Source organism: Ruegeria sp. SAZD011, from assembly GCF_059612545.1.
Window position 1 is genome coordinate 50,705 of record NZ_JBXWQU010000016.1, and the last position, 24,535, is coordinate 75,239.

The 24,535-nt window shown below is 63.9% G+C and carries 20 protein-coding genes and 2 tRNA genes; 11 read left to right on the forward strand and 11 right to left on the reverse strand.

Annotated features, from left to right (window positions below):
- Positions 1 to 92: 92 nt before the first annotated feature.
- Genes AC2FLM_RS05595 through AC2FLM_RS05610 form a run of 4 tightly spaced genes read left to right on the forward strand, consistent with a single transcriptional unit; the run spans position 93 to position 5,094 of the window.
- Positions 93 to 1,676, forward strand: a complete 1,584-nt coding sequence (locus tag AC2FLM_RS05595) for an ABC transporter substrate-binding protein (RefSeq protein ID WP_234218327.1) — start codon at positions 93 to 95, stop codon at positions 1,674 to 1,676.
- 15 nt (positions 1,677 to 1,691) lie between these two features.
- Positions 1,692 to 2,648, forward strand: a complete 957-nt coding sequence (locus AC2FLM_RS05600; RefSeq protein ID WP_164128392.1) for an ABC transporter permease — start codon at positions 1,692 to 1,694, stop codon at positions 2,646 to 2,648.
- The gene (locus AC2FLM_RS05605; RefSeq protein WP_234139687.1) at positions 2,645 to 3,460 is read left to right on the forward strand and encodes an ABC transporter permease; all 816 of its coding nucleotides are present in this window, start codon (positions 2,645 to 2,647) and stop codon (positions 3,458 to 3,460) included. The genes AC2FLM_RS05600 and AC2FLM_RS05605 overlap by 4 nt, the downstream gene beginning before the upstream one ends.
- Positions 3,457 to 5,094, forward strand: a complete 1,638-nt coding sequence (locus tag AC2FLM_RS05610; RefSeq protein ID WP_496856416.1) for an ABC transporter ATP-binding protein — start codon at positions 3,457 to 3,459, stop codon at positions 5,092 to 5,094. Before AC2FLM_RS05605 ends, AC2FLM_RS05610 begins: the two co-directional genes overlap by 4 nt.
- A 45-nt stretch (positions 5,095 to 5,139) precedes the next feature.
- Here AC2FLM_RS05610 and AC2FLM_RS05615 read toward each other — a convergent pair whose 3' ends face one another.
- On the reverse strand, positions 5,140 to 6,348 hold the full coding sequence (locus tag AC2FLM_RS05615; RefSeq protein WP_496856418.1) for a hypothetical protein: 1,209 nt from the start codon (positions 6,346 to 6,348) through the stop codon (positions 5,140 to 5,142).
- Positions 6,349 to 6,603: 255 nt separating this feature from the next.
- Between AC2FLM_RS05615 and AC2FLM_RS05620 the strand changes: the two genes are divergently transcribed.
- Positions 6,604 to 7,440, forward strand: coding sequence for an alkaline phosphatase family protein (locus AC2FLM_RS05620; protein ID WP_496856420.1), 837 nt, complete (start codon positions 6,604 to 6,606; stop codon positions 7,438 to 7,440).
- A gap of 72 nt (positions 7,441 to 7,512) precedes the next feature.
- Here the strand turns inward: AC2FLM_RS05620 and AC2FLM_RS05625 are convergent, their stop codons facing one another.
- The 8 genes from AC2FLM_RS05625 to AC2FLM_RS05660 all read right to left on the reverse strand — a co-directional run bounded on the left by AC2FLM_RS05625 (position 7,513) and on the right by AC2FLM_RS05660 (position 14,874).
- A complete protein-coding gene (locus AC2FLM_RS05625; protein ID WP_234218323.1) occupies positions 7,513 to 7,896 on the reverse strand; it encodes a RidA family protein in 384 nt (127 codons plus the stop codon).
- 140 nt (positions 7,897 to 8,036) lie between these two features.
- A complete protein-coding gene (locus AC2FLM_RS05630) occupies positions 8,037 to 8,990 on the reverse strand; it encodes an alpha/beta hydrolase (RefSeq protein ID WP_496856423.1) in 954 nt (317 codons plus the stop codon).
- The gene (locus AC2FLM_RS05635; RefSeq protein WP_496856425.1) at positions 8,978 to 10,867 is read right to left on the reverse strand and encodes an acyl-CoA synthetase; all 1,890 of its coding nucleotides are present in this window, start codon (positions 10,865 to 10,867) and stop codon (positions 8,978 to 8,980) included. Before AC2FLM_RS05635 ends, AC2FLM_RS05630 begins: the two co-directional genes overlap by 13 nt.
- Before the next feature lie 497 nt (positions 10,868 to 11,364).
- Positions 11,365 to 13,164: an ABC transporter transmembrane domain-containing protein gene (locus AC2FLM_RS05640; protein ID WP_496856427.1), complete on the reverse strand. Its 1,800-nt coding sequence runs from the start codon at positions 13,162 to 13,164 to the stop codon at positions 11,365 to 11,367.
- Positions 13,165 to 13,324: 160 nt separating this feature from the next.
- A tRNA-Gly gene (locus AC2FLM_RS05645) sits at positions 13,325 to 13,399 on the reverse strand.
- An 88-nt stretch (positions 13,400 to 13,487) separates the two neighbouring features.
- Positions 13,488 to 13,574, reverse strand: a tRNA-Leu gene (locus tag AC2FLM_RS05650).
- Positions 13,575 to 13,800: 226 nt separating this feature from the next.
- Positions 13,801 to 14,361 carry a tetratricopeptide repeat protein gene (locus tag AC2FLM_RS05655; RefSeq protein ID WP_234184208.1) on the reverse strand — a complete coding sequence of 187 codons (561 nt, stop codon included), beginning with the start codon at positions 14,359 to 14,361 and terminating at the stop codon, positions 13,801 to 13,803.
- A 30-nt stretch (positions 14,362 to 14,391) separates the two neighbouring features.
- Complete coding sequence (locus AC2FLM_RS05660) at positions 14,392 to 14,874, reverse strand: Lrp/AsnC family transcriptional regulator (RefSeq protein WP_496856429.1); 483 nt, start codon at positions 14,872 to 14,874, stop codon at positions 14,392 to 14,394.
- Positions 14,875 to 14,984: 110 nt separating this feature from the next.
- Here AC2FLM_RS05660 and putA point away from each other — a divergent pair, with 110 nt between their 5' ends.
- Both putA and AC2FLM_RS05670 read left to right on the forward strand, forming a co-directional pair.
- Positions 14,985 to 18,389, forward strand: coding sequence for a bifunctional proline dehydrogenase/L-glutamate gamma-semialdehyde dehydrogenase PutA (putA, locus tag AC2FLM_RS05665; protein WP_496856431.1), 3,405 nt, complete (start codon positions 14,985 to 14,987; stop codon positions 18,387 to 18,389).
- Positions 18,390 to 18,512: 123 nt separating this feature from the next.
- Positions 18,513 to 19,256: a rhomboid family intramembrane serine protease gene (locus AC2FLM_RS05670; protein ID WP_496856433.1), complete on the forward strand. Its 744-nt coding sequence runs from the start codon at positions 18,513 to 18,515 to the stop codon at positions 19,254 to 19,256.
- 70 nt (positions 19,257 to 19,326) lie between these two features.
- Here the strand turns inward: AC2FLM_RS05670 and AC2FLM_RS05675 are convergent, their stop codons facing one another.
- Positions 19,327 to 20,112, reverse strand: a complete 786-nt coding sequence (locus tag AC2FLM_RS05675) for an inositol monophosphatase family protein (protein WP_234177772.1) — start codon at positions 20,110 to 20,112, stop codon at positions 19,327 to 19,329.
- 174 nt (positions 20,113 to 20,286) lie between these two features.
- Between AC2FLM_RS05675 and AC2FLM_RS05680 the strand changes: the two genes are divergently transcribed.
- Complete coding sequence (locus AC2FLM_RS05680) at positions 20,287 to 21,327, forward strand: MDR family NADP-dependent oxidoreductase (protein WP_234144726.1); 1,041 nt, start codon at positions 20,287 to 20,289, stop codon at positions 21,325 to 21,327.
- A 235-nt stretch (positions 21,328 to 21,562) separates the two neighbouring features.
- Positions 21,563 to 21,922 (forward strand): hypothetical protein, encoded by a 360-nt coding sequence (locus AC2FLM_RS05685; protein ID WP_234144725.1) that lies wholly within the window; start codon positions 21,563 to 21,565, stop codon positions 21,920 to 21,922.
- Between the two features lie 42 nt (positions 21,923 to 21,964).
- On the opposite strand, the gene AC2FLM_RS05690 is transcribed toward AC2FLM_RS05685, so the two are convergent.
- On the reverse strand, positions 21,965 to 22,870 hold the full coding sequence (locus tag AC2FLM_RS05690; protein WP_234144724.1) for a LysR family transcriptional regulator: 906 nt from the start codon (positions 22,868 to 22,870) through the stop codon (positions 21,965 to 21,967).
- Between the two features lie 106 nt (positions 22,871 to 22,976).
- On the opposite strand from AC2FLM_RS05690, the gene metF reads away from it, so the two are divergent.
- Together metF and AC2FLM_RS05700 are read left to right on the forward strand one after the other, a co-directional pair.
- Positions 22,977 to 23,843, forward strand: coding sequence for a methylenetetrahydrofolate reductase [NAD(P)H] (gene metF / locus AC2FLM_RS05695; protein WP_496856437.1), 867 nt, complete (start codon positions 22,977 to 22,979; stop codon positions 23,841 to 23,843).
- A 61-nt stretch (positions 23,844 to 23,904) separates the two neighbouring features.
- Positions 23,905 to 24,390: a PaaI family thioesterase gene (locus AC2FLM_RS05700; RefSeq protein ID WP_234163416.1), complete on the forward strand. Its 486-nt coding sequence runs from the start codon at positions 23,905 to 23,907 to the stop codon at positions 24,388 to 24,390.
- Positions 24,391 to 24,535: the final 145 nt, after the last annotated feature.

Sequence of the window (24,535 nt, forward strand, 5' to 3'; positions counted from 1 at the left end):
TGCCCGAAGGGGCGAAATACGCAAACCTTGATTCGTCAGTCAACAAAAACCGCGCTGTAAAAACGCGCGACCACTCAACAGGGGAGATTTAGATGAACGAACAACTCGAACATATGGCCGGACGGGTCACCGCCGGCAAGATGACCCGCCGCGAGTTCATGGGCAAGGCCGCCGCATTGGGCGTGTCGGCCGCCGTGGCCAGCTCGATCTTTGCACAGGCGGCACGGGCCTCGGAGCCCAAGCGCGGTGGCGTGGTCAAGCTTGGCTCGGTCGGCGGTGAGTCGACCAACTCGCTCGACCCGGCAACCTACGCCAGCCAGGTTCCCTATCACAACGGCAACCAGTTCGGCGACACGCTGGTGAACGTGGCCGCCGACGGCACCATCGAGAACCGCCTGGCCGAAAGCGTCGAGGCCAGTGCAGACGCCAAGACCTGGACCTTCAAGATCCGCCAAGGCGTCGAATTCCACAACGGCAAGACATTGACCTCAGAAGACGTGCTGAAGACCATGCAGCGCCATTCCAACGAGGATTCGAAATCGGGTGCCCTCGGCATCATGAAAGGCATCGAGTCGATGAAGGCCGATGGCGAGTATTTCTCGGTTACCCTGGGCGATGCCAACGCCGACCTTCCCTATCTGATGGCGGACTATCACCTGATTATCCAGCCCGATGGCGGCATGGACGATCCGGGCGCGGGCATCGGGACCGGCGCCTACAAGATGGAAGTCAACGAACCGGGCGTGCGCCACGTCTATTCGAAATTCGCCAACTACTGGGGCGATGACGGCTATTTCGACGGTGTGGAAATCCTGGTCATCAACGATGCCACCGCCCGGACTGCAGCACTTCAGTCGGGCCAGGTGCATATCATCAACCGCGTTGAACCGAAAGTCGCCGGCCTCTTGAGCCGTGCGCCAAACCTGACCGTGCATTCGACCCCGGGCCGTGGCCACTACGTGTTCATCATGCACGTGGACAAGGCGCCGTTCGACAACAAGGATCTGCGCCTGGCGCTGAAATATGCCATCAACCGCGAAGAGATGGTGGAAAAGATCCTGCGCGGCTATGGCTCTGTGGGCAACGACATGCCGATCAACGCGGCCTATCCGCTGTTCGACAGCTCGATCCCGCAGCGTGAGTTCGACCTGGCGAAGGCGGCCGAGCACTACAAGGCATCCGGTCACGACGGCTCGCCCATCGAACTTCGTGTGTCGGATGTGGCCTTCCCCGGCGCCGTCGACGCCGCCGCGCTGTTCCAGCAGACCGCGGCCGCCGCTGGTATCCCGCTGGAGATCAAGCGCGAGCCCGGCGATGGCTACTGGTCCGAGGTCTGGAACGTTCAGCCCTTCTGCGCCTCGTATTGGGGCGGGCGTCCGGTGCAGGATCAGATGTACTCGACCGCGTACCTGTCCACGGCAGACTGGAACGACACCAAGTTCAAGAACGCCGATTTCGATGCGATGCTGCTGCAGGCCCGCGCCGAACTGGATCCGGCCAAGCGCAAGGAGATCTACTCCAAGATGGGTATGATGCTGCGCGACGAAGGCGGCCTGATCTGCCCGATGTTCAACGACTTCGTGGACGCGACCAGCAACACGCTGGCCGGTTGGGAAACCGACCCCAACGGCGAGTTGATGAGCGGTCAGGTCACCCGCAAAATGTGGTTCGCCTGATCCGGGTCCGGCAGCATGCACCCGATCGTGAAACTTGTGTCCCAGCGCCTCGCGCTGGGACTCATGCTCCTCTTCGGCGCTTCAGCCCTGATATTCGGCCTGACCGAAGCGCTTCCCGGAGACGCCGCGCAAGCCGTCCTGGGACAGTCCGCAACCCCCGAGTCCCTGGCGAACCTGCGCGAGGAAATGGGCCTCGACCGTCCTGCGCTGACGCGCTACTTCGAATGGCTGGGCGGCATTCTGCAAGGCGATCTGGGCAAATCGCTGACCAACAAGCTCGACATCGCTGAATCGGTCGGCGGTCGTCTGGGCAATACGCTTTTCCTCGCCTTCTGGGCCGCCATCGTGTCGGTGCCGCTGGCGATTTTCCTGGGTCTGCTGGCCGTGCGCTATCGCAACCGCTGGCCCGACAAGGTGATCTCGGCGGTGACGCTGACCACCATTTCCATCCCCGAATTCCTGATCGGTTACGTTTTGGTCTATTTCGTCGCGGTGAAACTGGGCATGTTCTCGCCGCTCGCGATGATCAATGACAGCATGAGCCTGGGGCAGAAGCTGAACGCCATCGCCCTGCCGGTGATCGTGCTGACCATGGTGGTGCTGGCCCATATGATGCGGATGACCCGCGCCGCGATCCTGAACGTGATGCAATCGGCCTATATCGAAACGGCCGAGCTGAAGGGGCTGACCAACTTCAAGATCATCTATCGCCACGCCTTTCCCAACGCGATCGCGCCGATCGTCAACGTGGTGATGCTGAACCTTGCCTATCTTGTGGTGGGCGTCGTGGTGGTCGAGGTGGTGTTCGTCTATCCCGGCATGGGGCAGTATCTGGTCGATCACGTGACCAAGCGTGACGTGCCGGTGGTGCTGGCCTGCGGGGTCATCTTTGCCGCGATCTATATCGGGCTGAACATGGTCGCCGATATCGTTGCCATTCTGGCCAACCCCAGACTGAGGCATCCGAAATGAAGAACATTCCAATTTCCGCTGCCATCGGCCTGGTCCTGACGGCAATGTATTTCATCGCGGCCATCTTTGCGCCGCTGCTGGCCCCCTATGGCATGGCCGAAGTCGTTGGTGATGTGTGGGAGCCGTCGAGCAGCGAATACCTGCTGGGCACCGACAATATCGGGCGCGACCTGCTGAGCCGGATGATCTATGGCGGGCGCACCACCATCTTTGTCGCCACCATGGCCACCATCCTCAGCTTCACCACCGGGTCGATCTTGGGCTTTCTGGCCGCCGTGCTGGGCGGCTGGGCCGATCAGGTGATGTCGCGCACGGTGGACCTGATCATGTCGATCCCCTCGCTGATCACCGCGCTGGTGGTGCTGGCCATGGTGCCGGTGACCATTCCCGTGCTGATCCTGGTTATGGGCTTTCTCGACGCCACACGTGTCTATCGCCTGGCCCGCGCCGTGGCGGTCGATATCAACGTGATGGACTATGTCGAGGCCGCCAAGCTGCGCGGCGAGGGCCGCGTCTGGGTCATCTTTCGCGAGATCCTGCCCAACGCCCTGTCACCGCTGGTGGCCGAGCTTGGCCTGCGCTTCATCTTCATGGTGCTCTTCATCTCGACCCTGTCGTTCCTGGGTCTGGGCGTGCAACCGCCACTGGCCGATTGGGGCGGCATCGTGAAGGAAAACAAGGATGGCATCGTCTATGGCATCGGCGCGGCGCTTTACCCGGCCGTGGCCATCGCTACCCTGGCCATCTCGGTCAACCTGGTGGCCGACTGGGTGCTGAACCGCACCACATCGCTGAAAGGAGGCCGGGGATGAGCGAACCGCTTCTCAAGGTCCGTGGCCTCAAGATCGGCGCAACCGTCTATCCGCCGGGCGAAAAGCCGCATGACATCGAAATCGTGCACGGGGTCGATTTCGACCTCGAGCGCGGCAAGGTGCTGGGGCTGATCGGGGAATCCGGGGCTGGTAAATCGACCATCGGTCTGGCCTCGATGGCCTATGGCCGCGGCGGTGTGAAAATCACCGGCGGCGAGGTCTGGGTCAACGGGCGCGACATTCTCAAGACTTCGATGAAGGATGTGCGCGGCCTGCGCGGCGGCGAGGTCACCTATGTCAGCCAGTCGGCGGCGGCCTCGTTCAACCCGGCCAAGAAGATCATGGAACAGGTGATCGAGGCGGCGGTGGAACAGAAGAAGTTCACCAAGAAAGAGGCAGAGGCGCGGGCGCGCGCCCTGTTCGCCAAACTGGGTCTGCCCGATCCCGACAATATCGGCGAGCGCTATCCGCACCAGGTCTCGGGCGGGCAGTTGCAGCGCTGCATGACGGCGCTGGCATTGTGCCCCGAGCCCGATCTGGTGGTGTTCGACGAGCCCACCACGGCGCTGGACGTCACCACCCAGATCGACGTGCTGATGGCGATCAAGGAGGCGATCCAGGATACCGGCGTCGCCGCGCTCTACATCACCCACGATCTGGCGGTGGTGGCGCAGGTCAGCGACGACATCATGGTGCTGCGGATGGGCGACATGGTTGAGTACGGCGAGACCGACCAGATCATCAACCGCCCGCAGCAAGAGTATACTCAGGCGCTGGTGTCGGTCCGCTCGATCGAGCATGAGGAGAAACAGCCGACGCCCGAGCCGGTGCTGTCGGTCAAGGGTATCTCGGCCCGCTACAAAGGGCTGGCCTTTGACGTGCTGCATGACGTCACCGTCGACCTGCATCCGGGCCAGACCCTGGCCGTGGTGGGGGAAAGCGGCTCGGGCAAGTCGACGCTTGCGCGGGTGATCACCGGCCTGTTGCCCCCGCGCGAGGGCGAGATCAATTTCGCCGGACGCAAGCTCAGCCGCGATCTGGCCGGGCGTTCGCGCGAGGACCTGCGCGAGTTGCAGATGATCTATCAGATGGCCGACACCGCGATGAACCCGCGCCAGACCGTGGGCACCATCATCGGACGGCCGCTGGAGTTCTACTTCGGTCTGCGCGGCGCCGAAAAGCGCAAGCGCATCATCGAACTGCTGGACGAAATCGAGATGGGCGAGAAGTTCATCGACCGCTATCCGGCCGAGCTGTCGGGTGGTCAGAAACAGCGCGTGTGCATCGCCCGCTCGCTGGCGGCCAAGCCCAGAATGATCATCTGTGACGAGGTGACCAGCGCGCTCGACCCGCTGGTGGCCGACGGCATCCTGAAACTGCTGCTTGACCTGCAAAAGATCGAGGACGTGGCCTATCTGTTCATCACCCACGATCTGGCGACGGTGCGGGCGATCTCGGATTCCATCGCGGTGATGTATCAGGGCCGGGTGGTCCGCTACGGACCCAAGAGCCAGGTGCTGAGCCCGCCGTTCGACGACTATACCGACCTCTTGCTCAGCTCGGTGCCCGAGATGCGCCTCGGCTGGCTGGAAGAAGTGGTCGCCCATCGCAAGATGGAAAGCGCCGGCAACTGATACCCTCTCCCTCTCCGCCCATGCGGCGGAGAGGGAACGCGCGGTTCAGAAGGTCAGCTTGATCCCGCCGATGACCGTGTGCGAGCGCACCCCGTTCACCGCGGTGACGGTGGGCATGATCAGCGGCACGAACCCGTCGTTGAACAGGTATTCCGCGCCGATCGACATATGCGGGTTCAACACCATCTCCATCCCCAGGATCACCTGATCCATCTTCCGCCAGGCAGTGCCCTTAGCGCCCTGGATGCCACGACTGGCGGCCAGGGAATAGGTCACCGGCTTGCCCAGCAGGCTCGCCCGATAGCGCCCCTGCACCGTGGTGGCGTTGACACTGTGACCTGTGGCAGGCCAGACCTCTTCGGTCTGGGTGAATTCCGCCATCAGGTCGAAATTGCTGCCGCTCAGCGTGGCATTCACGTTATAGGCGCCGTTCCAGCTCCGGTTGATGCCGGTGCCGGGCGGGTGATGCGCGATGGTGCTGTCATAGATCGTGCCACGCAGGTACCCCGCACCCAGTTTCAGCGACATGTCTCCGCCCAGATCGACGCGGTGCGAGGCATTGACCGCGAAATTCTCGTAGTCGCCGTTGTTCTTGGGGCTGCTGACCACCCGCAACCCGCGATGGGCCGGCAGCAGCGACAGCGCCAGTTCGGTGCGCTCGGTGACATATCCCAGCTCGATCAGGGGATCGTCGCTCTGCGCCCAGAAATAGTGGCTGCTGTGGGTATGGGTAAACGGCGCATAGCTGGCGAAATTTCCGAAATTCACCGTCTTGCGCCCAACTGCCAGATAGAACGGGCTCTGGTTCAGGTCGCCCAGCGCGATCCAGTACTTGCGCAGCTGCGTCGCGTCCTGTCCGGGATATTCGACCTCGGTATACTCGCCCTGCACAAAGGCGGTGACCCAGGGCAGGGCCAACGTCGCGTTCAGCGAGGCCTCGTTCACCACGCCATATGTGTCCGAGGTGCCCAGCGTATGGGTGGGCGGCAGGCGCGACAGGATCGGGAACTTGCCCGCTGTATTGGTGCTTTCATGGATGACGCTGCCCAGGAAACGGCCGCCCAGATACAGGCGGTAATCCTGCAACGCGCCGCTTTGCCGGGCGCGCAGCGCCAGCACCGTCTTGTTGGTCACATCGTCCTGACGGTCGAACATCCGTGCGGAATAATCCGCATCGGTGGACACTGCCCCCGGCACGATGTCATGGCGACCATCCCAACTCTGCGCGTGACCGGAAGCTGTGGAAAAAACCATTGAGAAACAAACGGCTGAAATCGCCGCGGCATGTCTGACAGGCACTTGGCCCCCCATTTAGAACACAACAGAAAATACAGACCCCAAAGTTCGGATATCACGCACTTGTTACCAAGCTAACGGATATGTCCATCCGTCCGGAAACAACCCGCAAGTGTGACGCCGATGCACCGTTTCCGGTCGCGGCCAGACAGGGCTGGATCCGGGGCGAGGGATAGCATTGGATACGGCCGGAGCGCAGAAAGGGAATCGCACATGGACCGCAAGCTTCTTCTCATCATCCTCGATGGTGTCCCTTATCGGAACTTCCGGCGGTTGTTCGGCAATCTCGAAGGCTGGGTGGACAGTGGCGAGGCACGGATGTGGAAGCTGCGCGCCGTGCTGCCCTCGATCTCGGCCAGTTGCTATGCCTCTATCCATACCGGGGTCAGCCCGCAGGAACACGGCTGCACCGGCAACGGCAACGTGTTCCGGCTGGAACACAAGGATATCTTCAGCCAGGTCCGCGCGGGCGGCGGTGTGACCGGCGCGGTCACCCACAGTTTCTGGTCGCAATTCTTCAACCGCCACCCGTTCGATTATGTGCGTGACATCGAATATGACGAGCCCGACAGCGCCACGATCAACCATGGCCGGTTCCATACGATGACCGGTTACGGTCATGACAACCAGATGACGCCCTCGGATGTGGACCTGTTCGCGACCCTCACCAATCTGTGCCTGCGTTTCGGGCTGAACTATGGCGTCCTGCACACCTGCACGCTGGACAGCATGGGACACCGGTTCTTTCACGACTGTACCGAGATGGATCACGCCTGTTTCGTGATGGACGAGATGTTGGCCCCCTTCATCCTGCGCTGGCGGCAGCTGGGCTATGACGTGATCGTCACCGCCGATCATGGCCAGGACGAGCGTGGCCATCACGGCGGTCGCCACCCGTTGCAGCAGGAAACCGCGCTCTACTACTTTGGCGATGCCGAAGGGCCCGACGCCGATACCGTGATCGATCAGCTGCAACTGGCGCCCACCATCCTCGATCGTTTGGGCGCGCCGATTGCCGAGACGATGAAAGCCGCACGCTTTCTGAAATGATCCGTTGCTTGTGGCCGGGCCTGAAACCCGGTCACCCGCGCCGGCAAACAGGCGGTTTGGCCCCCTACCGGGCTACTCTCTGGCGGCGATTGCCTGCACCTTGACCTTGCCGCCAAAGGGCAACCTTGCAGCCTGATAGACCGTCCGCGCTGGCCGATGGCCCGGGGCAAACAGCGTCGCGTAAAGGGCGTTCACCTGTGGAAGATCATCAAGGTCGGCGAATGCCAGATCGACATAGACGATGTCCGTTGGGGAAAACCCTGCGGCTTCTGCGATGCGAAAGACGTGACCAAATGCGATCTCTGCCTCCTCACGCGCGGTTCCGGGAATGTAACCCGTTGGTCCAACCGACAGCTGACCGCTGATCCAGCACGTGTTTCCGACAACAACCGCATTGCTGATCGGCGAGGGCGATTCAGGCACACCGGCGACATCGACAATGTATTCTCGCGTCATTTCATCCTCCTTGCGCAGATACGCCGGAGGTATCAGCCCTGATCCGATGGGCACAGTGCAGCGGGGCGAAAGATCTGCCCTCGCACACAAACTTGATGACCAAGACAGGGTTCGGGCGCCAAAACGCGGCCTAGTTCGCCTTAATCGTAGGGCCAGAGCCCCTGCCCCAGTGCCTCGATCGCCAGGGTGATCCGCTCGAAACTGTCGGCGGCACGGGTGACACTGGAGCGCGCCCGCAGATAGCCATGCACCAGCCCCTCTTCGTTGATCCAGGCGGCGCGGCCTCCGGCGGCGGCGATGGCGGCGCAATAGTCGCGGCCATCGTCGCGCAGCGGATCGCAACCGGCGGTCACCGCCACAGTGGGTGGCAGGCCTGCGAAATCGCTGTCCGACAGCGGCGCCCAGCCGGGATCGCCCGCGGGTACCGGCCCGTCGAACCGCACCGACTGATAGTAAGCCACATCCGCCGTGCTCAGCATCGGCGCCTCGGCATGTTCGCGGTACGAGGGCGCCTCGGGCCGGGCCGACAGCAGCGGGTAAATCAGCACCTGACCCCAAATCTCGCGGCGCTGGCCACGTATCTGGTGCGCAACGGCGGCCATCAGGTTGCCACCGGCACTGTCGCCCGCCAGCACGATCGGGTCGCCGAACTGGGTCTCGGCCCATCCCACCGCCGCCAGGCAGTCCATCAGCTGCGCCGGGTGGCGATGCTCGGGGCAGAGCCGGTAATCGACCGCCACGACGCGATAGCCGGTGCGGGCGCAAATCTCGGCGCAGACATCGTCGTGACTGTCGAGCCCGCCCAGCACAAAGCCACCTCCATGAGCATAGACCACGGTGCGCGTGGGCTGTCCCGCCCAGTAGAGCCGCACCGGAACGCCGTTGGCATTACGATCCTCGGCCTGCACGCCCTCGGGACGACCCGCATGAAAGGCGCGGCACATGGCGTCATAGACCTGACGCTGACCCTCGATGCTCAGCGAGACCGCATCCTCGGGGTAGCTCTCAGCCGTACGCTGGACAAAGGCCCACGTTTCGGCATCGAGCAGCCGGTCATAATCTACCGGCTGTCCCTCGCCACTCACTCTGCCCATTCCCACGGCCGGGTATAGGCGCCCAGCACCTTGGCCACCTCGCCCTCGGTCGCGCCATGTGCCGCAAGCTGCGCCACCAGCCCGCGTTTCTTGTCATCGATCACCGACACCACCCGCGCGGCCGAACCCGCCTCGGTCAAGGCACCGTTATAGACACGCGTGATCGCGTTCTTGCGCAGATCGGGCTTGAACACCTTGCCCACGGCGGTCTTGGGCAGTTCCGGCAGGATGGTCATATGCTTTGGATGGGCGGCGCGTTCATGCACATGCACCTTGCAATATTCCATCAACTCGGCCTCGGTCACCTTGCCGCCCTCGACCAGTTCGACAAAGGCGCAAGGTACCTCGCCGGCATGGGCGTCGGGCTGGCCGATGGCCCCGGCAAAGGCCACCGCCGGGTGACCCAAGAGCGCCTCTTCGATCTCGGCGGGGTCGATATTGTGACCGCCACGGATGATCAGATCCTTGGCCCGCCCGGTAATCCACAGATATCCATCGCTGTCGAAACGGCCCAGATCGCCGGTGCGCAGATGGGTGCCGAAATAGTAGAGGTCCTTGTTCTTGTCCTCTTCGGTATAGGTGTGACCCGCATAGACGCCGGGGTTCGAGATGCAGATCTCGCCGATCTCGTCCACCGCGCATTCGACGGGACCATCTGGCGTGCCCTTGATGATCTTGACGTCCGTGTAGGGGAAGGGAATACCGATCGAGCCGATCTTTTTCTCGCCATCCACCGGGTTACAGGACACCAGACAGGTGGCCTCGGTCAGGCCGTAGCCTTCGATGATGGTGACTCCGGTCGCTTCTTCGAAGCGGCGGAACAGTTCGACCGGCAGCGGCGCCGAGCCGGAAAACGCGGTCTTGACGCTGGAGATATCCGCATCGACCGGGCGCTGCATCTTGGCCGAGATTGCTGTCGGCACGGTGATGATGAACGAGACCTTCCAGCGTTCGATCAGCTTCCAGAAATTGTCGAACACGCCGTCGCCGCGATAACCGGCCGGGGTCGGGAACACCACATGCGCGCCCGAGGCCACCGCCGCCATCACGATGACATGGCAGGCAAAAACGTGAAACAACGGCAGCGGACACATGATGGTGTCCTCTTCGGTAAAGAGAAGCGTATGCCCCAGCCAGCCGTTATAGATCATGCCGGAATATTTGTGCTGCGCCACCTTGGGCATGCCGGTGGTGCCGCCGGTGTGGAAATAGCAGGCCACCCGGTCGCCAGCGGAATCCGCGAATGTTAGCTCGGTCGGATGCTTGCGCATTTCGCGGTTGAAGCTGAGGTAATCGGCGTGGGCCAGATGTTCCTTGTCCGCCATCTTGGGCCGCACCAGCGGCACGATCCAGGATTTGGGCGGTGTCAGGTAGCGGTTCAGATCGACCTCGAGCACGGTGGTCACATGCGGGGCGTGGCGCACCGCCTCGGCCACCTTTTGCGCGATGTCGGTCTTGGGGAAAGGCTTCAGCGTGACCACCACCTTGGCGTTGGTTTCGCGCAGGATCGCCGCGATCTGCTCGGGCTCCAACAGCGGGTTGATCGGGTTGACGATGCCCGCCACCGCACCGGCCAGCATGGTGATCAGCGTCTCGTTGGTGTTGGGCAGCACATAGGCCACCACATCGTTTTCGCCGATGCCAAGGCTGCGAAACAGGTTGGCGGCCTGGTTGACCTTGGACAGAAGCTGCGACCAGGTCAGGGTTTCGGCCTTGTCGGTCGGCCCCGACAACAGCTGATAGCTCATGGCGTTGTGGTTCGGGAACCGTGTCGCGGTCCGCGTCAGCAGTTGGTGCAGCGTGGCGGGAACGTCCCGCGCCTCCCACGGCATTTCGTTTTCGACACGTGCGCGGTCTTCGAGCCCGGCAAACGGCATGAGCAATCCTCCCCAAGGGCCCGTTTCCCGAGCCATTCCATCCTTGATCCCAAGATGCGAAGAAACGCATCCCGGCGCAAGCTGGCGCTTAACCGGATGGCGCCGCGAAAGCGCCCGTGACGCAACGGCGAAATAAAGGTGACGTTGCGCCCCCGGCGCTTTGAACGGTGGAACCATGGGGGCGACGCACCGTGACGCCTCGTTTCACAAGTCGCCTTCTGATGTCAGGCCTGCGGACTACGCAGCATCTCGCCCGGATAGATCCTGTCGGGGTGGCTGCGCATCGGACGGTTGGTCTCGAAGCTCTCGACACCGCTGGCGTCCAGTCCCAGCTCCGCGATCTCCGTTTGCAGCGCCGCGACCTGCGGTTCTTCCGCGCCGCTGCCTCAGAGCTTCTTGCCGCTGCCCTTAACAAACCGCCGCAAACCCATGCCTGCTCTCATTCGGTTCCATCTGGACCCGAGGATGCGCCCGCGCAGAGGTTGGGACAAGCGGAACTATTCCGCCGCCAAACCATCGGTGAACTGAAGCCGTGCCAACCGGGCATAGAGCCCGTCGCCAGTCACCAGTTCGTCATGAGTGCCCTGGGCGACGATGCGGCCTTCTTCCAGCACCACGATGCGATCGGCCTTTTTGACGGTGGCCAGCCGGTGGGCCACGATCAGCGTGGTGCGGTCGGCGCTCAGCCGTTCCACCGCCTGCTGCACCGCGCGCTCGCTTTCGGCATCCAGCGCCGAGGTCGCCTCGTCCAGGAGCAGCACAGGCGCGTCGCGCAGGATGGCGCGGGCGATGGCGATGCGCTGTTTCTGGCCGCCCGACAGCATCACGCCGCGTTCGCCCACAAAACTGTCATAGCCTTCGGGCAGGGCAGCGATGAACTCATGCGCGGCGGCTGCGCGGGCGGCGTCCTCGACCTCGGCATCGCTGGCGGAGGGGCGACCAAAACGGATGTTCTCGCGCGCCGAGGCGGCAAAGATCATCGGATCCTGCGGCACCAGCGCCATATGGCGGCGGAATGCGGGCCGCGCCAGTGTCGTCAGGTCCTGCCCGTCCAGAAGTACCCGGCCCGATTGCGGGTCATAGAACCGCTGGATCAACTGGATCACCGTGGTCTTGCCGGCGCCCGAGGGGCCGACAAAGGCCACCGTTTCACCCGGCTGCACGGTCAGGCTCATGCCGTCAAGCGCCACCTGATCGGGCCGCGCCGGATAACGGAAGGTCACGTTGTCAAAGGTGATTTCGCCCCGTACCGGCGTGTTCAGCGTCGCTGGAGCCACAGGATCATTCACCGTATCTTCGGCGTTCAGCAGCTCGACCAGACGCTCGGTGGCACCGGCGGCGCGTTGCAACTCGCTCCAGATCTCTGAGAGCGCAGCCACCGCACCGGCCATGATCACCGAATAGATCACGAACTGAATCAGCGTGCCCTCGGTCATCACACCGGCACGCACGTCGTTGGCGCCCATCCACAGAACGCCCACGATGCCCGAGAACACCAGAAAGATCACGATCACTGTCAGCACCGCCCGTGTCGCGATCCGGCGACGCGAGACATCATAGGCGGTCTCGGTCACCTCGGCGAACGCGGCGCGGCTTGCGGTCTCGTTGGTATAGGATTGCACCGTCTGCACCGCGCCCAGCGCCTCGCCCGCATTGCCGGAACTGGCGGCGATCCAGTCCTGGTTCTCGCGGCTGATGGCGCGCAGGCGACGGCCCAGCACCAGGATCGGCACCAGCACCGCCGGCACCAGCAGCAGTACCAGCCCCGTCAGCTTGGCCGAGGTCAGCAGCATCAGCACCAGGCCGCCCGCGAACAACAGCATGTTGCGCAGCGCGATTGAGGCCGAGGAGCCCAGCACCGACTGGATCAGGGTGGTGTCGGTGGTGATCCGGCTAAGCACCTCGCCGGTCATGATGCGTTCGAAGAATTCCGGGCTCATGCCGATCACCCGGTCGAACACCGCCTTGCGGATATCGGCCACCACGCGCTCGCCCAGCCGCGTGACCAGCGCGTAACGGATGCCGGTGCCCAGCGCCAGCACCCCGGCAATGCCCAGCGCGGCCAGGAAATAGACATCCAGCAGGTCGCCATTCTCGATGCGGAAATTATCGACCACCCGGCGCACCGCCAGCGGCAGGGCCAGCGACATGCTGGCCGTCAGCACCAGCGCCATCAGCGCGCCCGCCATCAGCACCTTGTAGGGCTTCATGAACGGCCAGAGCGCGGACAGAACGCCAACCTTCTTCGAACCTGCGCGCTCTTCGCTGGCGACGGGGGCGGTGGGTCTGCGAGCCATGCGTTGCGATATCCTGCCATTGATCCGGATGCGCCCGGAAACCCGGGCTAGGTTCAGCTTCATGGCGGCGCGACCCGGCAGGGTCAAGCAATCTGCGCGCCCGGACCCTGTAAAAAGGTCCAAATGACGCAATCGGACGGCTATGTCGGGGCTGATGGATTGGAGCGGGCGGCGGGAATCGAACCCGCTTCATCAGCTTGGAAGGCTGAGGTAATAGCCAGTATACGACGCCCGCTCAGCAAGGGGATAGCTATGACATGCATCCGGTGGCGTCAAGGCCCGGATTGTGCGCCATTCCTGCCCCGCGAGGGAAGATGATTTGATGGTACGGGCGGCCGGATTTGAACCGGCACGGCCTATACGGCCCAGGCATTTTAAGTGCCATGTGTCTACCATTCCACCACGCCCGCAGCTCGTGAATCCGGAAGGGGAGGCCGGCATTGCTGCCGGCCGTCAGGTCCAGGTGGAACTCGATAACAAACTCTGGAAAAACAGCAAGGCCGAGGCCCTGCAACTCGTAACGAACTCAAATCAACCACCGGCCCCAACCGGATCCTCCTTCCTCTAATCAGATAGCGGGGCAATCTCAATGTGACGCAGATCACGACTGGCGAAAAAAGTGGAGATTCGCGGTGCTCAGATGTCCTGACCCTTGGGTTCCAGCGGGCCACCGGGTGCAACAAGACCACGCTCTGGCAGCCATGGGTTGAGTTCGAGCGCTTCGGCCAGGGCCATGCGCGCCTCGTCCAGGCGCCCCAGGCCCATCAGCGTCAACGCCCGGCCGCTCATCGCGGCCACGTGGTTCGGAGACAGCGCCAGCGCCTTGTCGAGATCGGGCAGCGCGGCGGCATAGTTCTGGCGCAGGTATTGGACAAAGGCACGCTGATTATAGCCCTCGGCATAGTCGGGGCAGTAGTCGACCAGCCGATCGAACTCGTTCAGCGCCCCCAGCAGGTCCCAGGCCCTGCGCCGCGACATGCCGTTGTCGAGGATCGCTTGGGCGGCCTCGTCCGGCGCGTCGGCCCATAGCTCCCACATCCGGTTCGAGATGGTGCGCGCATGCATTTCGTTGGGCGCAACGCGGATGTCTTCGATCAGATGCGCGATTTGCTCGGAGTTGTCTGGTGCGGCGGGGCATTCCGACGCCAGTGCGGCTCCGGGGACGAGCAGGAAACAGGCAAGGGCGATATGTCTCATATGCCAATGCTGACGCAAACGGGCCTCGCGTCAAGTAACGCTTTCGAGCGCGCCCAGCATTCCGGGTTCCTTCACCGCCTCCATCGCGACAAAGGTCGAGGTGCTGGAGACATGCGGCAGGGACGAGATGCGCTCGGCCAGAACGGTGCGGTATTCGGTCATCGAATGGGTCCGCACCTTGAGCAGATAGTCGAAATTCGACGCGATCATATGAGCCTGCTCGACCTCGCCGATGCGGCGCACGGCGGCGTTGAACTCGGCCAGCGCCTTTTCGCGGGTATCGCTGAGCCGCACCTCGACAAAGGCCACGTGATCGAGGCCCAGCCGGATGGGATCGACCAGCGCCCGGTAACCGGTGATGATCCCTGTCGTCTCGAGCCGTTTCAGCCGCGCCTGGGTGGGCGTCTTCGACAAGCCGATTCGCCGCGCGAGATCGGCAATCGAGATGCGCCCATCCGCCGCCAGATGGTTCAGAATCGCCCGATCATAACGATCCAGGTCCGGAAGGTTCATTTGCACTATAAGATCCCCTTTTTTTGGTCGATCTGCCTGCGGCTTGGCGATGATAAGGCGAAAGCACCCGTTGTTTCCCAGTAATATACGCCAACTGAACCGGAGGCACCATGACCAACGCCCTGCGTACCCATATCGACAGCCAGACCTATGCCGATCAATCCGCCTTGCTCGATCAACTTGTCGCGCAGGCCGCCCTATCCACCGCCGACCGCGCCGCAATCAGCGCCGCCGCCGCCGGGCTGGTGCGCGATATCCGCTCCAGCACCGCGCCCGGCATGATGGAGGTGTTCCTGGCCGAATATGGCCTGTCCACTGACGAAGGTATCGCGCTGATGTGTCTGGCCGAGGCGCTGTTGCGCGTGCCTGATGCCGACACGATCGACGCGCTGATCGAGGACAAGATCGCGCCGTCGGACTGGGGCAAGCATCTGGGGCATTCCTCCTCCTCGCTGGTCAATGCCTCGACCTGGGCGCTGATGCTGACCGGCAAGGTGCTGGACGAGCGCAAGGCAAGCCCCGTGGGCGCGCTGCGTGGCGCCATCAAGCGGCTGGGCGAGCCGGTGATCCGCACCGCCGTCTCCCGCGCGATGAAGGAGATGGGCCGCCAGTTCGTGCTGGGCGAGAACATCCAGGCGGCGATGAAGCGAGCGCAGGGGATGGAGGCAAAGGGCTATACCTATTCCTATGACATGCTGGGCGAGGCCGCCCGCACCGAGGCCGACGCCGCGCGCTATCACCTGAGCTATTCGCGCGCCATTGCCGCCATTGCCGAGGCCTGCACCCATGGTGACATCCGTGCCAATCCGGGCATCTCGGTCAAGCTGTCGGCCCTGCATCCGCGCTATGAGCTGGCGCAGGAGGCCCGCGTGATGGACGAGTTGGTGCCGCGCCTGCGGGCGCTGGCGCTTTTGGCCAAGGCTGCCGGCATGGGGCTGAACGTGGACGCCGAAGAGGCCAACCGGCTGGCGCTGTCGTTGCAGGTGATCGAGGCGGTGATGGCGGAACCGGCGCTGAAGGGCTGGGACGGGTTCGGCATCGTGGTACAGGCCTATGGGCCGCGCGCCGGGCTGGTGATCGACACGCTCTACGAAATGGCGCAGCGCCATGACCGCAAGCTGATGGTGCGGCTGGTCAAGGGCGCCTATTGGGACACCGAGGTGAAGCGCGCCCAGGTTACGGGGGTCGATGGCTTCCCCGTCTTTACGCAAAAGGCGGTGACCGATGTCTCTTACATCGCCAATGCGCGCAAGCTCTTGGGCATGACCGACCGGATCTATCCGCAATTCGCCACCCATAACGCCCATACGGTCGCCGCGATCCTGCATATGGCGCGGGATGGCCAGCCCTATGAATTCCAGCGCCTGCACGGCATGGGCGAGACGCTGCATAACCTTGTGCTGACCGCCAACAAGACCCGCTGCCGCATCTATGCGCCGGTGGGGGCGCATCGCGATCTCTTGGCCTATCTGGTGCGGCGCCTGTTGGAGAACGGCGCCAACAGCTCTTTCGTCAACCAGATCGTGGACGAGAACGTCCCGCCCGAAGTGGTGGCAGCCGACCCGTTCGAGACCGCGCAAAAACCGGCCAAGCCGCTGAAGCACGGGCCCGAGTTGTTCGCGCCCGAGCGCCCCAACTCGAAAGGGTTCGATCTGGGGCATCAGCCGTCGCTGGATGCGATCGACGCCGCGCGCGATCCCTTCCGCACCCATCGCTGGCAGGCAGGGCCGCTGCTGACCGAAGAGGCCTCGCCCGAGGCCGAGGAGGCCGTGGTCAACCCCGCCGATCCGCATGATATTCCGGGCAGCGTGGCCGCCGCCAGCGCGGCGGATGTCGAACTGGCATTGGCCAGCGCCCAGCCGTGGCAGGCCCCGGCGGCCGAGCGCGCCGCCACGCTGAACCGCGCCGCCGACCTTTACGAGGCGCATTATGGCGAGCTGTTTGCGCTGCTGCATCGCGAAGCGGGCAAGACCCTGATGGACGCGGTGGCCGAGCTGCGCGAGGCGGTGGATTTCCTGCGCTATTATGCCGCCAATATCCCCGATGCGGCGCCTGCGGGCATTTTCACCTGCATCAGCCCGTGGAACTTTCCGCTGGCCATCTTCTCGGGCCAGATCGCGGCGGCGCTGGCCACCGGCAACGCGGTGCTGGCCAAGCCCGCGCCGCAGACGCCGCTGATCGCCCATCGCGCGGTGCAGTTGCTGCACGAGGCCGGGGTGCCGCGCGACGCGCTGCAACTCTTGCCGGGCGGCCCGGCGGTGGGGGCGGCGCTGACCTCGGATGCGCGTGTTTCAGGCGTTGCCTTTACAGGCTCGACCGCGACGGCGCAGAAGATCCGCGCCGCCATGGCCGCACATATGCGCCCGGGCACGCCGCTGATCGCGGAGACCGGCGGGCTCAATGCGATGATCGTCGATTCCACCGCGCTGCCGGAACAGGCGGTGCAGGCGGTGATCGAAAGCGCGTTCCAATCGGCGGGCCAGCGCTGTTCGGCGCTGCGCTGTCTCTACCTGCAAGAGGATATCGCCGAGGACGTGCTGACCATGCTCAAGGACGCGATGGATGCGCTGAGCCTGGGCAACCCCTGGGCGCTGTCCACCGACAGCGGCCCGGTGATCGACGAGGCCGCACGCCAGACCATCGCCGACCATGTGGCGCGTGCGCGGGCCGAGGGACGGGTATTGAAGGAACTGGCCCTGCCACCCGAGGGCACGTTCGTGGCCCCCACCCTGATCAAGGTCGCAGGCATCGAGGCGCTGGAGCGCGAGATATTCGGCCCGGTGCTGCATGTGGCCACCTTCCGCTCGGATGAGCTGGACGCGGTGATCGGCGCGATCAACGCCACCGGCTATGGTCTGACCTTTGGCCTGCAAACCCGGATCGACGACCGGGTGCAGCATGTGACCGAGGCGGTGCATGCGGGCAATATCTATGTCAACCGCAACCAGATCGGCGCCATTGTCGGCAGCCAGCCCTTTGGCGGCGAGGGCCTGTCGGGCACCGGACCCAAGGCGGGCGGACCGAACTACATGGCGCGCTTCTGTGCGCCGGACCGGCAGCAGGCGGCGGCAGACTGGGCCACGCCGATGGCCACCCTGCCCCGCGCGACCGGCACGCCCGCGCCGGTACGAACGCAAAGCCTGCCCGGCCCGACCGGCGAGTCGAACCGGTTGAGCGAGATGGCGCGCCCGCCGCTCCTCTGCCTTGGGCCGACGGCAGCGGCGGTTGCGGCACAGGCACAGGCGGTCGAGGCGTTGGGCGGCACCGCGATCCGCGCCACCGGTTCACTGGCGGCGGAAGCTCTGGAAACGGTTGAGGGGATTTCAGGCGTGATGTGGTGGGGCGATGAGGAGACGGCGCGCGCCTATGAACTGGCCCTGTCGCGCCGGCCCGGCCCGATCCTGCCGCTGATCCCCGGCCAGCCCGACCGGGCACGTGTACTGGCCGAGCGCCATGTCTGCGTCGACACCACCGCCGCGGGCGGCAATGCCGCGCTGCTGGGTGGCATGGGCTAAGGCAGGGAGCGCTCCCGCCTGCCGCCGGATCTTGCGATCCGCGGCAGTTGGGCCGGGGGCGCCGCTAACGCGGCGCGCCCGGCGCCTCTTGACCTCTGCCGCGTTTGCCCGCAGCGTCGCGGGATGTTTCCGATCCGCGATCACAACCCCTCGGGCCGAACGCCCTATGTCGTCTACCTGCTGCTGGCGGCCAATATCGGGATTTTCCTCGCCACTCTGGGCATCATGGAGGATCCCCGGCTGATCGGCCGCTTTTACTATGACTATGCGATCATCCCGGCCCGCATCTCGGACGGGGACGGGTGGCCGTCACTGGTCACTTCGGTCTTTCTGCATGGCGGCTGGATGCATCTGGGTGGCAACATGCTGTTTCTGTGGATCTTCGGCGACAACCTCGAAGACGAGATGGGGCATCTGGGCTTTGCCTTGTTCTACCTTGCCGCAGGGATTGGGGCCGGGCTGATCCATGTTCTGAGCGGCCCTGAGTCTCTGGTTCCAACCATCGGTGCCTCGGGCGCGATTGCCGGGGTGATGGGGGGCTATCTGCTGCTGTTTCCGCGTGCGCGCGTCGATATCCTGCTGATCCTGTTCGTCTATTTCCGCATTTTCACGATCCCCGCCTTCGTGATGCTGGGGGCCTGGTTGGGGTTCCAGTTCCTGGGCGGGTTCAGTTCGGACCCGGATACCGGTGGCGTTGCCTATTGGGCGCATACGGGCGGTTTCGCAGTGGGGTTGGTGCTGACGCTGCCTCTCTGGCTCCGGCGTGGCGGGCGGGCTTTCTGGCGCCGGACCGCGGGGCATCCGCCGCATCCCGAGCAAAAATACCGCCTGACTCCCAGCCGGATCCCCAAGATACCGCGCAGGTGAGCGCCACGAACGCAAAAACCCGGCCATTGGCCGGGTTCAAGATTTTTCGACGAAAAATCTAGGTCGCGGCTTAGCCGCGGATCACCTTGGCAAACGGGTCGAATATGTCGCCGTTGGCGCATATCACCTCGCCGCTGTCGAGGATCGAGTTTTCGGGATCGAGCGCCTCGACCAGGCCGCCCGCTTCCTTGACGATGATGATCCCGGCAGCCATGTCCCAGGCATTCAGGCGCCGCTCCCAGAACCCTTCGTAGCGGCCCGCCGCCACATAAGCCATGTCGAGCGCAGCCGAGCCCCAGCGCCGTACGCCGGCGCAGACCGGCATCAGCCGCGCCAGATCCTGAAGCGTCAGCGGCAGGTCGGCGCGCCCGCCAAAGGGCAGGCCGGTGGCAAAGATCGACTCGATCATCCGGTGGCGGCCCGACACCCGGATACGCTGATCGTTCATCCAGGCGCCTTCGCCCTTTTCGGCAAAGAACATCTCGTCCTTGGCGGCGTCATAGATGACACCGGCGACAACCTTGCCCTTGTGCTCGAGCGCGATGGAGATCGCCCAATGCGGCAGCCCGTGCAGGAAGTTGGTAGTGCCGTCCAGCGGATCGACGATCCAGCGGCGCGTGGGGTCCTCGCCCTCTTCCGAGCCGCCCTCTTCGGCCACCCAGCCATAGGTCGGGCGGGCATTGCGCAGCTCTTCCTTGAGGATCGCCTCGGCGGCTATATCGGCCTTGGACACAAAATCGCCCGCGCCCTTCATCGACACTTGCAGGTTCTCGACCTCGCGGAAATCCTTCACCAGCGACCGGCCTGCCTTGCGGGCGGCCTTGATCATGATGTTGAGGTTCGCACTGCCAATCATCGGGGAGCTCCTGTTCGGTCAAGCCGCGCGTATACTCGCGCGGGCGCGACTTGCCAAGGGGCTCTCTGTGCAAGGCGGTTGCCATACCGGTGCATAGCGCCGCGTCATCGGCTCGGCACGGTTTGCAGCCCCCGAGCGGCACTCTAGACTGTTTCCGAGCAAAGGAGCCCTCCCATGACCGACCGCATGTACCGCATCGCCCTCGCCAGCCGCCCGACCGGCGCGCCCGAGGCCGCCAATTTCTCGTATGAAGAAGCGCCCGTTCCCACCCCCGGCCCCGGCGAGGTGCTGGTACGCGTCCATTACATGTCGCTCGACCCTTATATGCGGGGCCGTATGGACGATGCCAAATCCTATGCCGCGCCAGTGCCCATCGGTGGCACGATGGAGGCCGGCGGCGTGGGCGAGGTGATCGCCTCGAACGATCCGGGGTTTGCGCCGGGCGATTTCGCCTTCGGCATGTTCGGCTGGGCGACACACGGCGTGCAGCCCGCGAAGATGCTGCGCAAGATCGACCCCAAGGTGATGCCGATCACCACCGCGCTGGGCGTGCTGGGCATGCCGGGGTTTACCGGCTGGTTCGGGTTGATGGAGCATGGTCGACCCAAGGCCGGTGAAACGCTGGTGGTGGCCGCGGCCACCGGGCCGGTGGGCTCGATGGTGGGTCAGGTCGCGCGCCTGGCCGGGCTGCGCACGGTGGGCGTCGCGGGTGGAGCCGACAAGTGCCGCATCGCAACCGAGACCTTTGGCTTTGACGCCTGCCTGGATCACCGCGCCTTTGAGACGGCGGCGGACCTGCGCCGGGCGCTGGCCGCAGAATGCCCGGACGGGGTCGACATCTATTTCGAGAATGTCGGCGGCAAGGTGCTGGAGGCGGTGCTGCCGCTGATGAACAACTTTGGCCGTATCCCGATCTGCGGCATGATCAGCTGGTACAATGCCGGGGGCCTGGGTGCGGGCGCGACGGACCCCGGACTGACCGGTCCGGCAATCTGGCGCTCTATCCTGGTCAAGTTCCTTTCCGTGAACGGCTTCATCATCTCGAACCATTTCGACCGCTACCCGGCCTTCCTGTCCGAGGTAGCCCCAAAACTGGCCAACGGCGAGATCCGCTATCTCGAGGACGTGGCAGAAGGGCTGGAAAACGCGCCTGCCGCCTTCATGTCCATGCTCAGAGGCGGCAATACAGGCAAGCAGATCGTCAAGCTGATCTGATCTGGACCTGGCTGCGCTTTGCTCTTCGGTTCGAAAGTTGTGAAGCGCAGCATCCATAAATTGCAAATTCTAACGATTCTCTACCATAAGATGTGACGCCGATCACATACCCGAACTCTTTTTCCTGTCAGCCTGATCCTGCTCGCATCGAGATTTGAGCGAGTTTGAAAGTCTAACGCTCAATCATATTAGGGCGGCGGCGCCTGCGTTTTCCGCCCGGAACAGGAGGAAGAACATGACCACCTATCACGAGTTTTCCCAGGAAGATATTCAGGGCCTGATCGACGCCGGCAAAGCCCATCACGACACAATCAACCTCAAGGCGATGGGACCGTCCGATGCCATGCTGCACGCCTCGCCGCTGGTGCTGGGCGAAACCTGCATCTCGGTCACGGTCGAAGACCACAAGGTCTGTCTGCACCTGCCGATCATCGACAAGAAGATCTGCTTTCCGATCCCGGTTTCGGTGCCGAACGGTACCGCGGCAAAGGCCTGCCTGAAGATCTGCACGACCATCGGCATCCCGACCGGTGTCTGCGTCACGATCTCGGCCCTGGGCATGCAGATCGTGCATCAGTGCTTTGGCAAGTGCTGAACTGAACGCGTCAACCGGGGCCTTGTCCTGGACAAGGCCCCTCTAGTGGTTTTGCAATTTGCGCGCCTCGGTCCGGGCGAGCCCGACCAGTTCACGTACAAACGGTTTTTCCAGATCTTCGCTACGAACCGCCGCGTAGAGCCGACGGGTGATCCCCGTCTTGGTCAAGGGCCGCGTCACGTAGTCCGAGCTGTATTTCACCTCGCGCACCACCCAATCGGGCAGCACCGATACCCCCCGGTTCGACGCCACCAACAGCAAGATCACCGCCGTCAATTCGGCCTGACGCACTTGCGCCGGTTCCACCTTGGCCGGGATCAAAAGCTGGCTGAACACATCCAGCCGCGACCGTTCCACCGGATAGGTGATCAAGGTCTCTCCCCGGAAATCCTCGGCCTCGATCCACGGCTTTTCCGCCAGCGGATGGGTCGAGGCGGCGACAAATACCGCGTTGTAATCGAAGAGTTCCACGAACTCGACGCCGGGGATGTCCTCGGGGTCCGAGGACACGACCAGATCGACCTCTTCCTTTTGCAGCGCGGGCAGCGCATCAAACGCCAGACCGGGCCGGATATCCACATCCACGTCCGGCCAGCTCTTGCGAAACGCCTCCAGCACCGGGAACAGCCATTCGAAACAGGCGTGACATTCGATGGCGATATGCATCCGCCCCGATCGCCCGTCGCGCAAGGACGAGAACTCGGCCTGCATCGCCTCGACCTGCGGCAGGATCTGCTCGGCCAGCCGCAGCAGGCGCATCCCCGCCGCCGACAGTTTCATCGGCTTCGACCGCCGCACGAACAGCTCGACCCCGGCCTGATCCTCCAGCCCCTTGATCTGATGGCTCAACGCCGATTGGGTGATGTTCAGCTGATCGGCGGCACGGGCCAGCCCGCCACATTCATGGATCGCCTTGATGGTCCGCAAATGCCGGAATTCGATATGCATCTTATAGTGTCGCTCATGTTGTTCTTGAGTATTATGAAGTTGTCTCACAATGCTGCAGGTGCGACAAGAGGCGAAACACCGCCCCTTGCGCAGGATGACCGCCCAAATGACCGCCCCCCAGATCTCCTTCGAATTCTTCCCGCCGAAAAACCTCGAAGCCTCGTTCCGGCTCTGGGACACGGTGCAGGTGCTGGCGCCGCTGGCCCCCCGTTTCGTCTCGGTCACCTATGGCGCCGGCGGCACCACCCGCGAGCTGACCCGCGACGCGGTGGCCACGCTGCACAAATCCTCGGGCCTCAACGTGGCGGCCCACCTGACCTGCGTGCAGGCAAGCCGCGAGGAAACGCTGGCCATTGCCGACAGTTTTGCCCGGGCCGGTGTCACCGACATCGTCGCCCTCCGTGGCGACCCGCCGCAGGGCGCGGGCCGCTTCACCCCGCATCCCGGCGGTTTTGCCAATTCGGTGGAGTTGATCCAGGCCCTGGCCGAAACCGGCAAATTCGCCATCAGGGTCGGCGCCTACCCGGACATCCACCCCGAAGCCGCCAGCGCCCAGGCCGACATTGACTGGTTGAAGGCCAAGCTGGACGCAGGGGCGAATGAGGCGCTGACCCAGTTCTTCTTCGAGGCGGACACCTTCTTCCGCTTCCGCGACGCCTGCGCCAAGGCCGGCATCGACAAGCAGATCACGCCGGGCATCCTGCCGATCGAGAACTGGAAAGGCGCGCGCAACTTCGCCCGCCGCTGCGGCACTCATATCCCGGCCTGGGTCGAGGACGCCTTTGACAAGGCCACCCGCGACGGGCGCGAGGATCTGCTGGCCACCGCCATCTGCACCGAGCTCTGCTCGGAGCTGATCGAGGGCGGCGTCGACAAGCTGCATTTCTACACGCTGAACCGCCCCGAACTGACCCGCGATGTCTGCCACGCGCTTGGCGTCACCCCCAAGGTGTCGCTCCAGAACGTCGCGTAACGGTTGAGCATCCCGCGGCCCCTGCTAGCGTTCCTTCAACCCTGACCCGGAGGAACGCGCCATGACTTTCGCCAACGGACCCGAAGAGCTGCTGGGACCGGCCGACATGGCCAATATCTCCGGGCTCGACTTCATGCAGGGCATCCTCGATGGCCGCCTGCCCGCCCCGCCCATCGCGCGCACAATGGGCTATCACCTGCACGCGGTCGCCGAAGGCCGCGTCGCCTTTCGCGGCACGCCGACCTTCGATGTCTGCAACCCGCTTGGCGCCGTGCATGGCGGCTGGTACGGCACCCTGCTCGACAGCGCCATGGCCTGCGCGGTGCAGACGATGGTGCCGCAGGGCGCCGCCTATACAACGCTGGAATACAAGATCAACATCATCCGCTCGATCCCGACCGGGACCGAGGTCGAATGCGTAGGCATCGCCGATCACGTCGGCCGCTCCACCGGCGTCGCCCATGGCGAGATCAGGGGCGTCGAGGACGACCGCCTCTATGCCACTGGCTCGACCACCTGCATCGTCCTGAATATCCCACGCGGTTGAATTCGAGCATTTGTGACCAGAAAGAAGCGGCACCCCCGCCGATTCATTTCGCCGAAAATACTCCCGCCGGAGGCATCCTACCTCTCAACCCGTTGCCGACCGGCACGCATTGCGCGGCCTCACAACGATCACCCGCCCGAGGCGG

What these genes read in the sequence shown, in the direction of transcription:
- AC2FLM_RS05655 (WP_234184208.1), bottom strand. Translation starts at nt 14,361, where the DNA reads ATGAGACATATCGCCCTTGCCTGTTTCCTGCTCGTCCCCGGAGCCGCA.
- AC2FLM_RS05610 (WP_496856416.1), top strand. Translation starts at nt 3,457, where the DNA reads ATGAGCGAACCGCTTCTCAAGGTCCGTGGCCTCAAGATCGGCGCAACC.
- AC2FLM_RS05625 (WP_234218323.1), bottom strand. Translation starts at nt 7,896, where the DNA reads ATGACGCGAGAATACATTGTCGATGTCGCCGGTGTGCCTGAATCGCCC.
- AC2FLM_RS05600 (WP_164128392.1), top strand. Translation starts at nt 1,692, where the DNA reads ATGCACCCGATCGTGAAACTTGTGTCCCAGCGCCTCGCGCTGGGACTC.
- AC2FLM_RS05670 (WP_496856433.1), top strand. Translation starts at nt 18,513, where the DNA reads ATGTTTCCGATCCGCGATCACAACCCCTCGGGCCGAACGCCCTATGTC.
- AC2FLM_RS05680 (WP_234144726.1), top strand. Translation starts at nt 20,287, where the DNA reads ATGACCGACCGCATGTACCGCATCGCCCTCGCCAGCCGCCCGACCGGC.
- AC2FLM_RS05615 (WP_496856418.1), bottom strand. Translation starts at nt 6,348, where the DNA reads ATGGTTTTTTCCACAGCTTCCGGTCACGCGCAGAGTTGGGATGGTCGC.
- AC2FLM_RS05605 (WP_234139687.1), top strand. Translation starts at nt 2,645, where the DNA reads ATGAAGAACATTCCAATTTCCGCTGCCATCGGCCTGGTCCTGACGGCA.
- AC2FLM_RS05675 (WP_234177772.1), bottom strand. Translation starts at nt 20,112, where the DNA reads ATGATTGGCAGTGCGAACCTCAACATCATGATCAAGGCCGCCCGCAAG.
- AC2FLM_RS05620 (WP_496856420.1), top strand. Translation starts at nt 6,604, where the DNA reads ATGGACCGCAAGCTTCTTCTCATCATCCTCGATGGTGTCCCTTATCGG.
- AC2FLM_RS05595 (WP_234218327.1), top strand. Translation starts at nt 93, where the DNA reads ATGAACGAACAACTCGAACATATGGCCGGACGGGTCACCGCCGGCAAG.
- AC2FLM_RS05685 (WP_234144725.1), top strand. Translation starts at nt 21,563, where the DNA reads ATGACCACCTATCACGAGTTTTCCCAGGAAGATATTCAGGGCCTGATC.
- AC2FLM_RS05630 (WP_496856423.1), bottom strand. Translation starts at nt 8,990, where the DNA reads ATGGGCAGAGTGAGTGGCGAGGGACAGCCGGTAGATTATGACCGGCTG.
- metF (WP_496856437.1), top strand. Translation starts at nt 22,977, where the DNA reads ATGACCGCCCCCCAGATCTCCTTCGAATTCTTCCCGCCGAAAAACCTC.
- AC2FLM_RS05690 (WP_234144724.1), bottom strand. Translation starts at nt 22,870, where the DNA reads ATGCATATCGAATTCCGGCATTTGCGGACCATCAAGGCGATCCATGAA.
- AC2FLM_RS05660 (WP_496856429.1), bottom strand. Translation starts at nt 14,874, where the DNA reads ATGAACCTTCCGGACCTGGATCGTTATGATCGGGCGATTCTGAACCAT.
- AC2FLM_RS05700 (WP_234163416.1), top strand. Translation starts at nt 23,905, where the DNA reads ATGACTTTCGCCAACGGACCCGAAGAGCTGCTGGGACCGGCCGACATG.
- AC2FLM_RS05635 (WP_496856425.1), bottom strand. Translation starts at nt 10,867, where the DNA reads ATGCCGTTTGCCGGGCTCGAAGACCGCGCACGTGTCGAAAACGAAATG.
- AC2FLM_RS05640 (WP_496856427.1), bottom strand. Translation starts at nt 13,164, where the DNA reads ATGGCTCGCAGACCCACCGCCCCCGTCGCCAGCGAAGAGCGCGCAGGT.
- putA (WP_496856431.1), top strand. Translation starts at nt 14,985, where the DNA reads ATGACCAACGCCCTGCGTACCCATATCGACAGCCAGACCTATGCCGAT.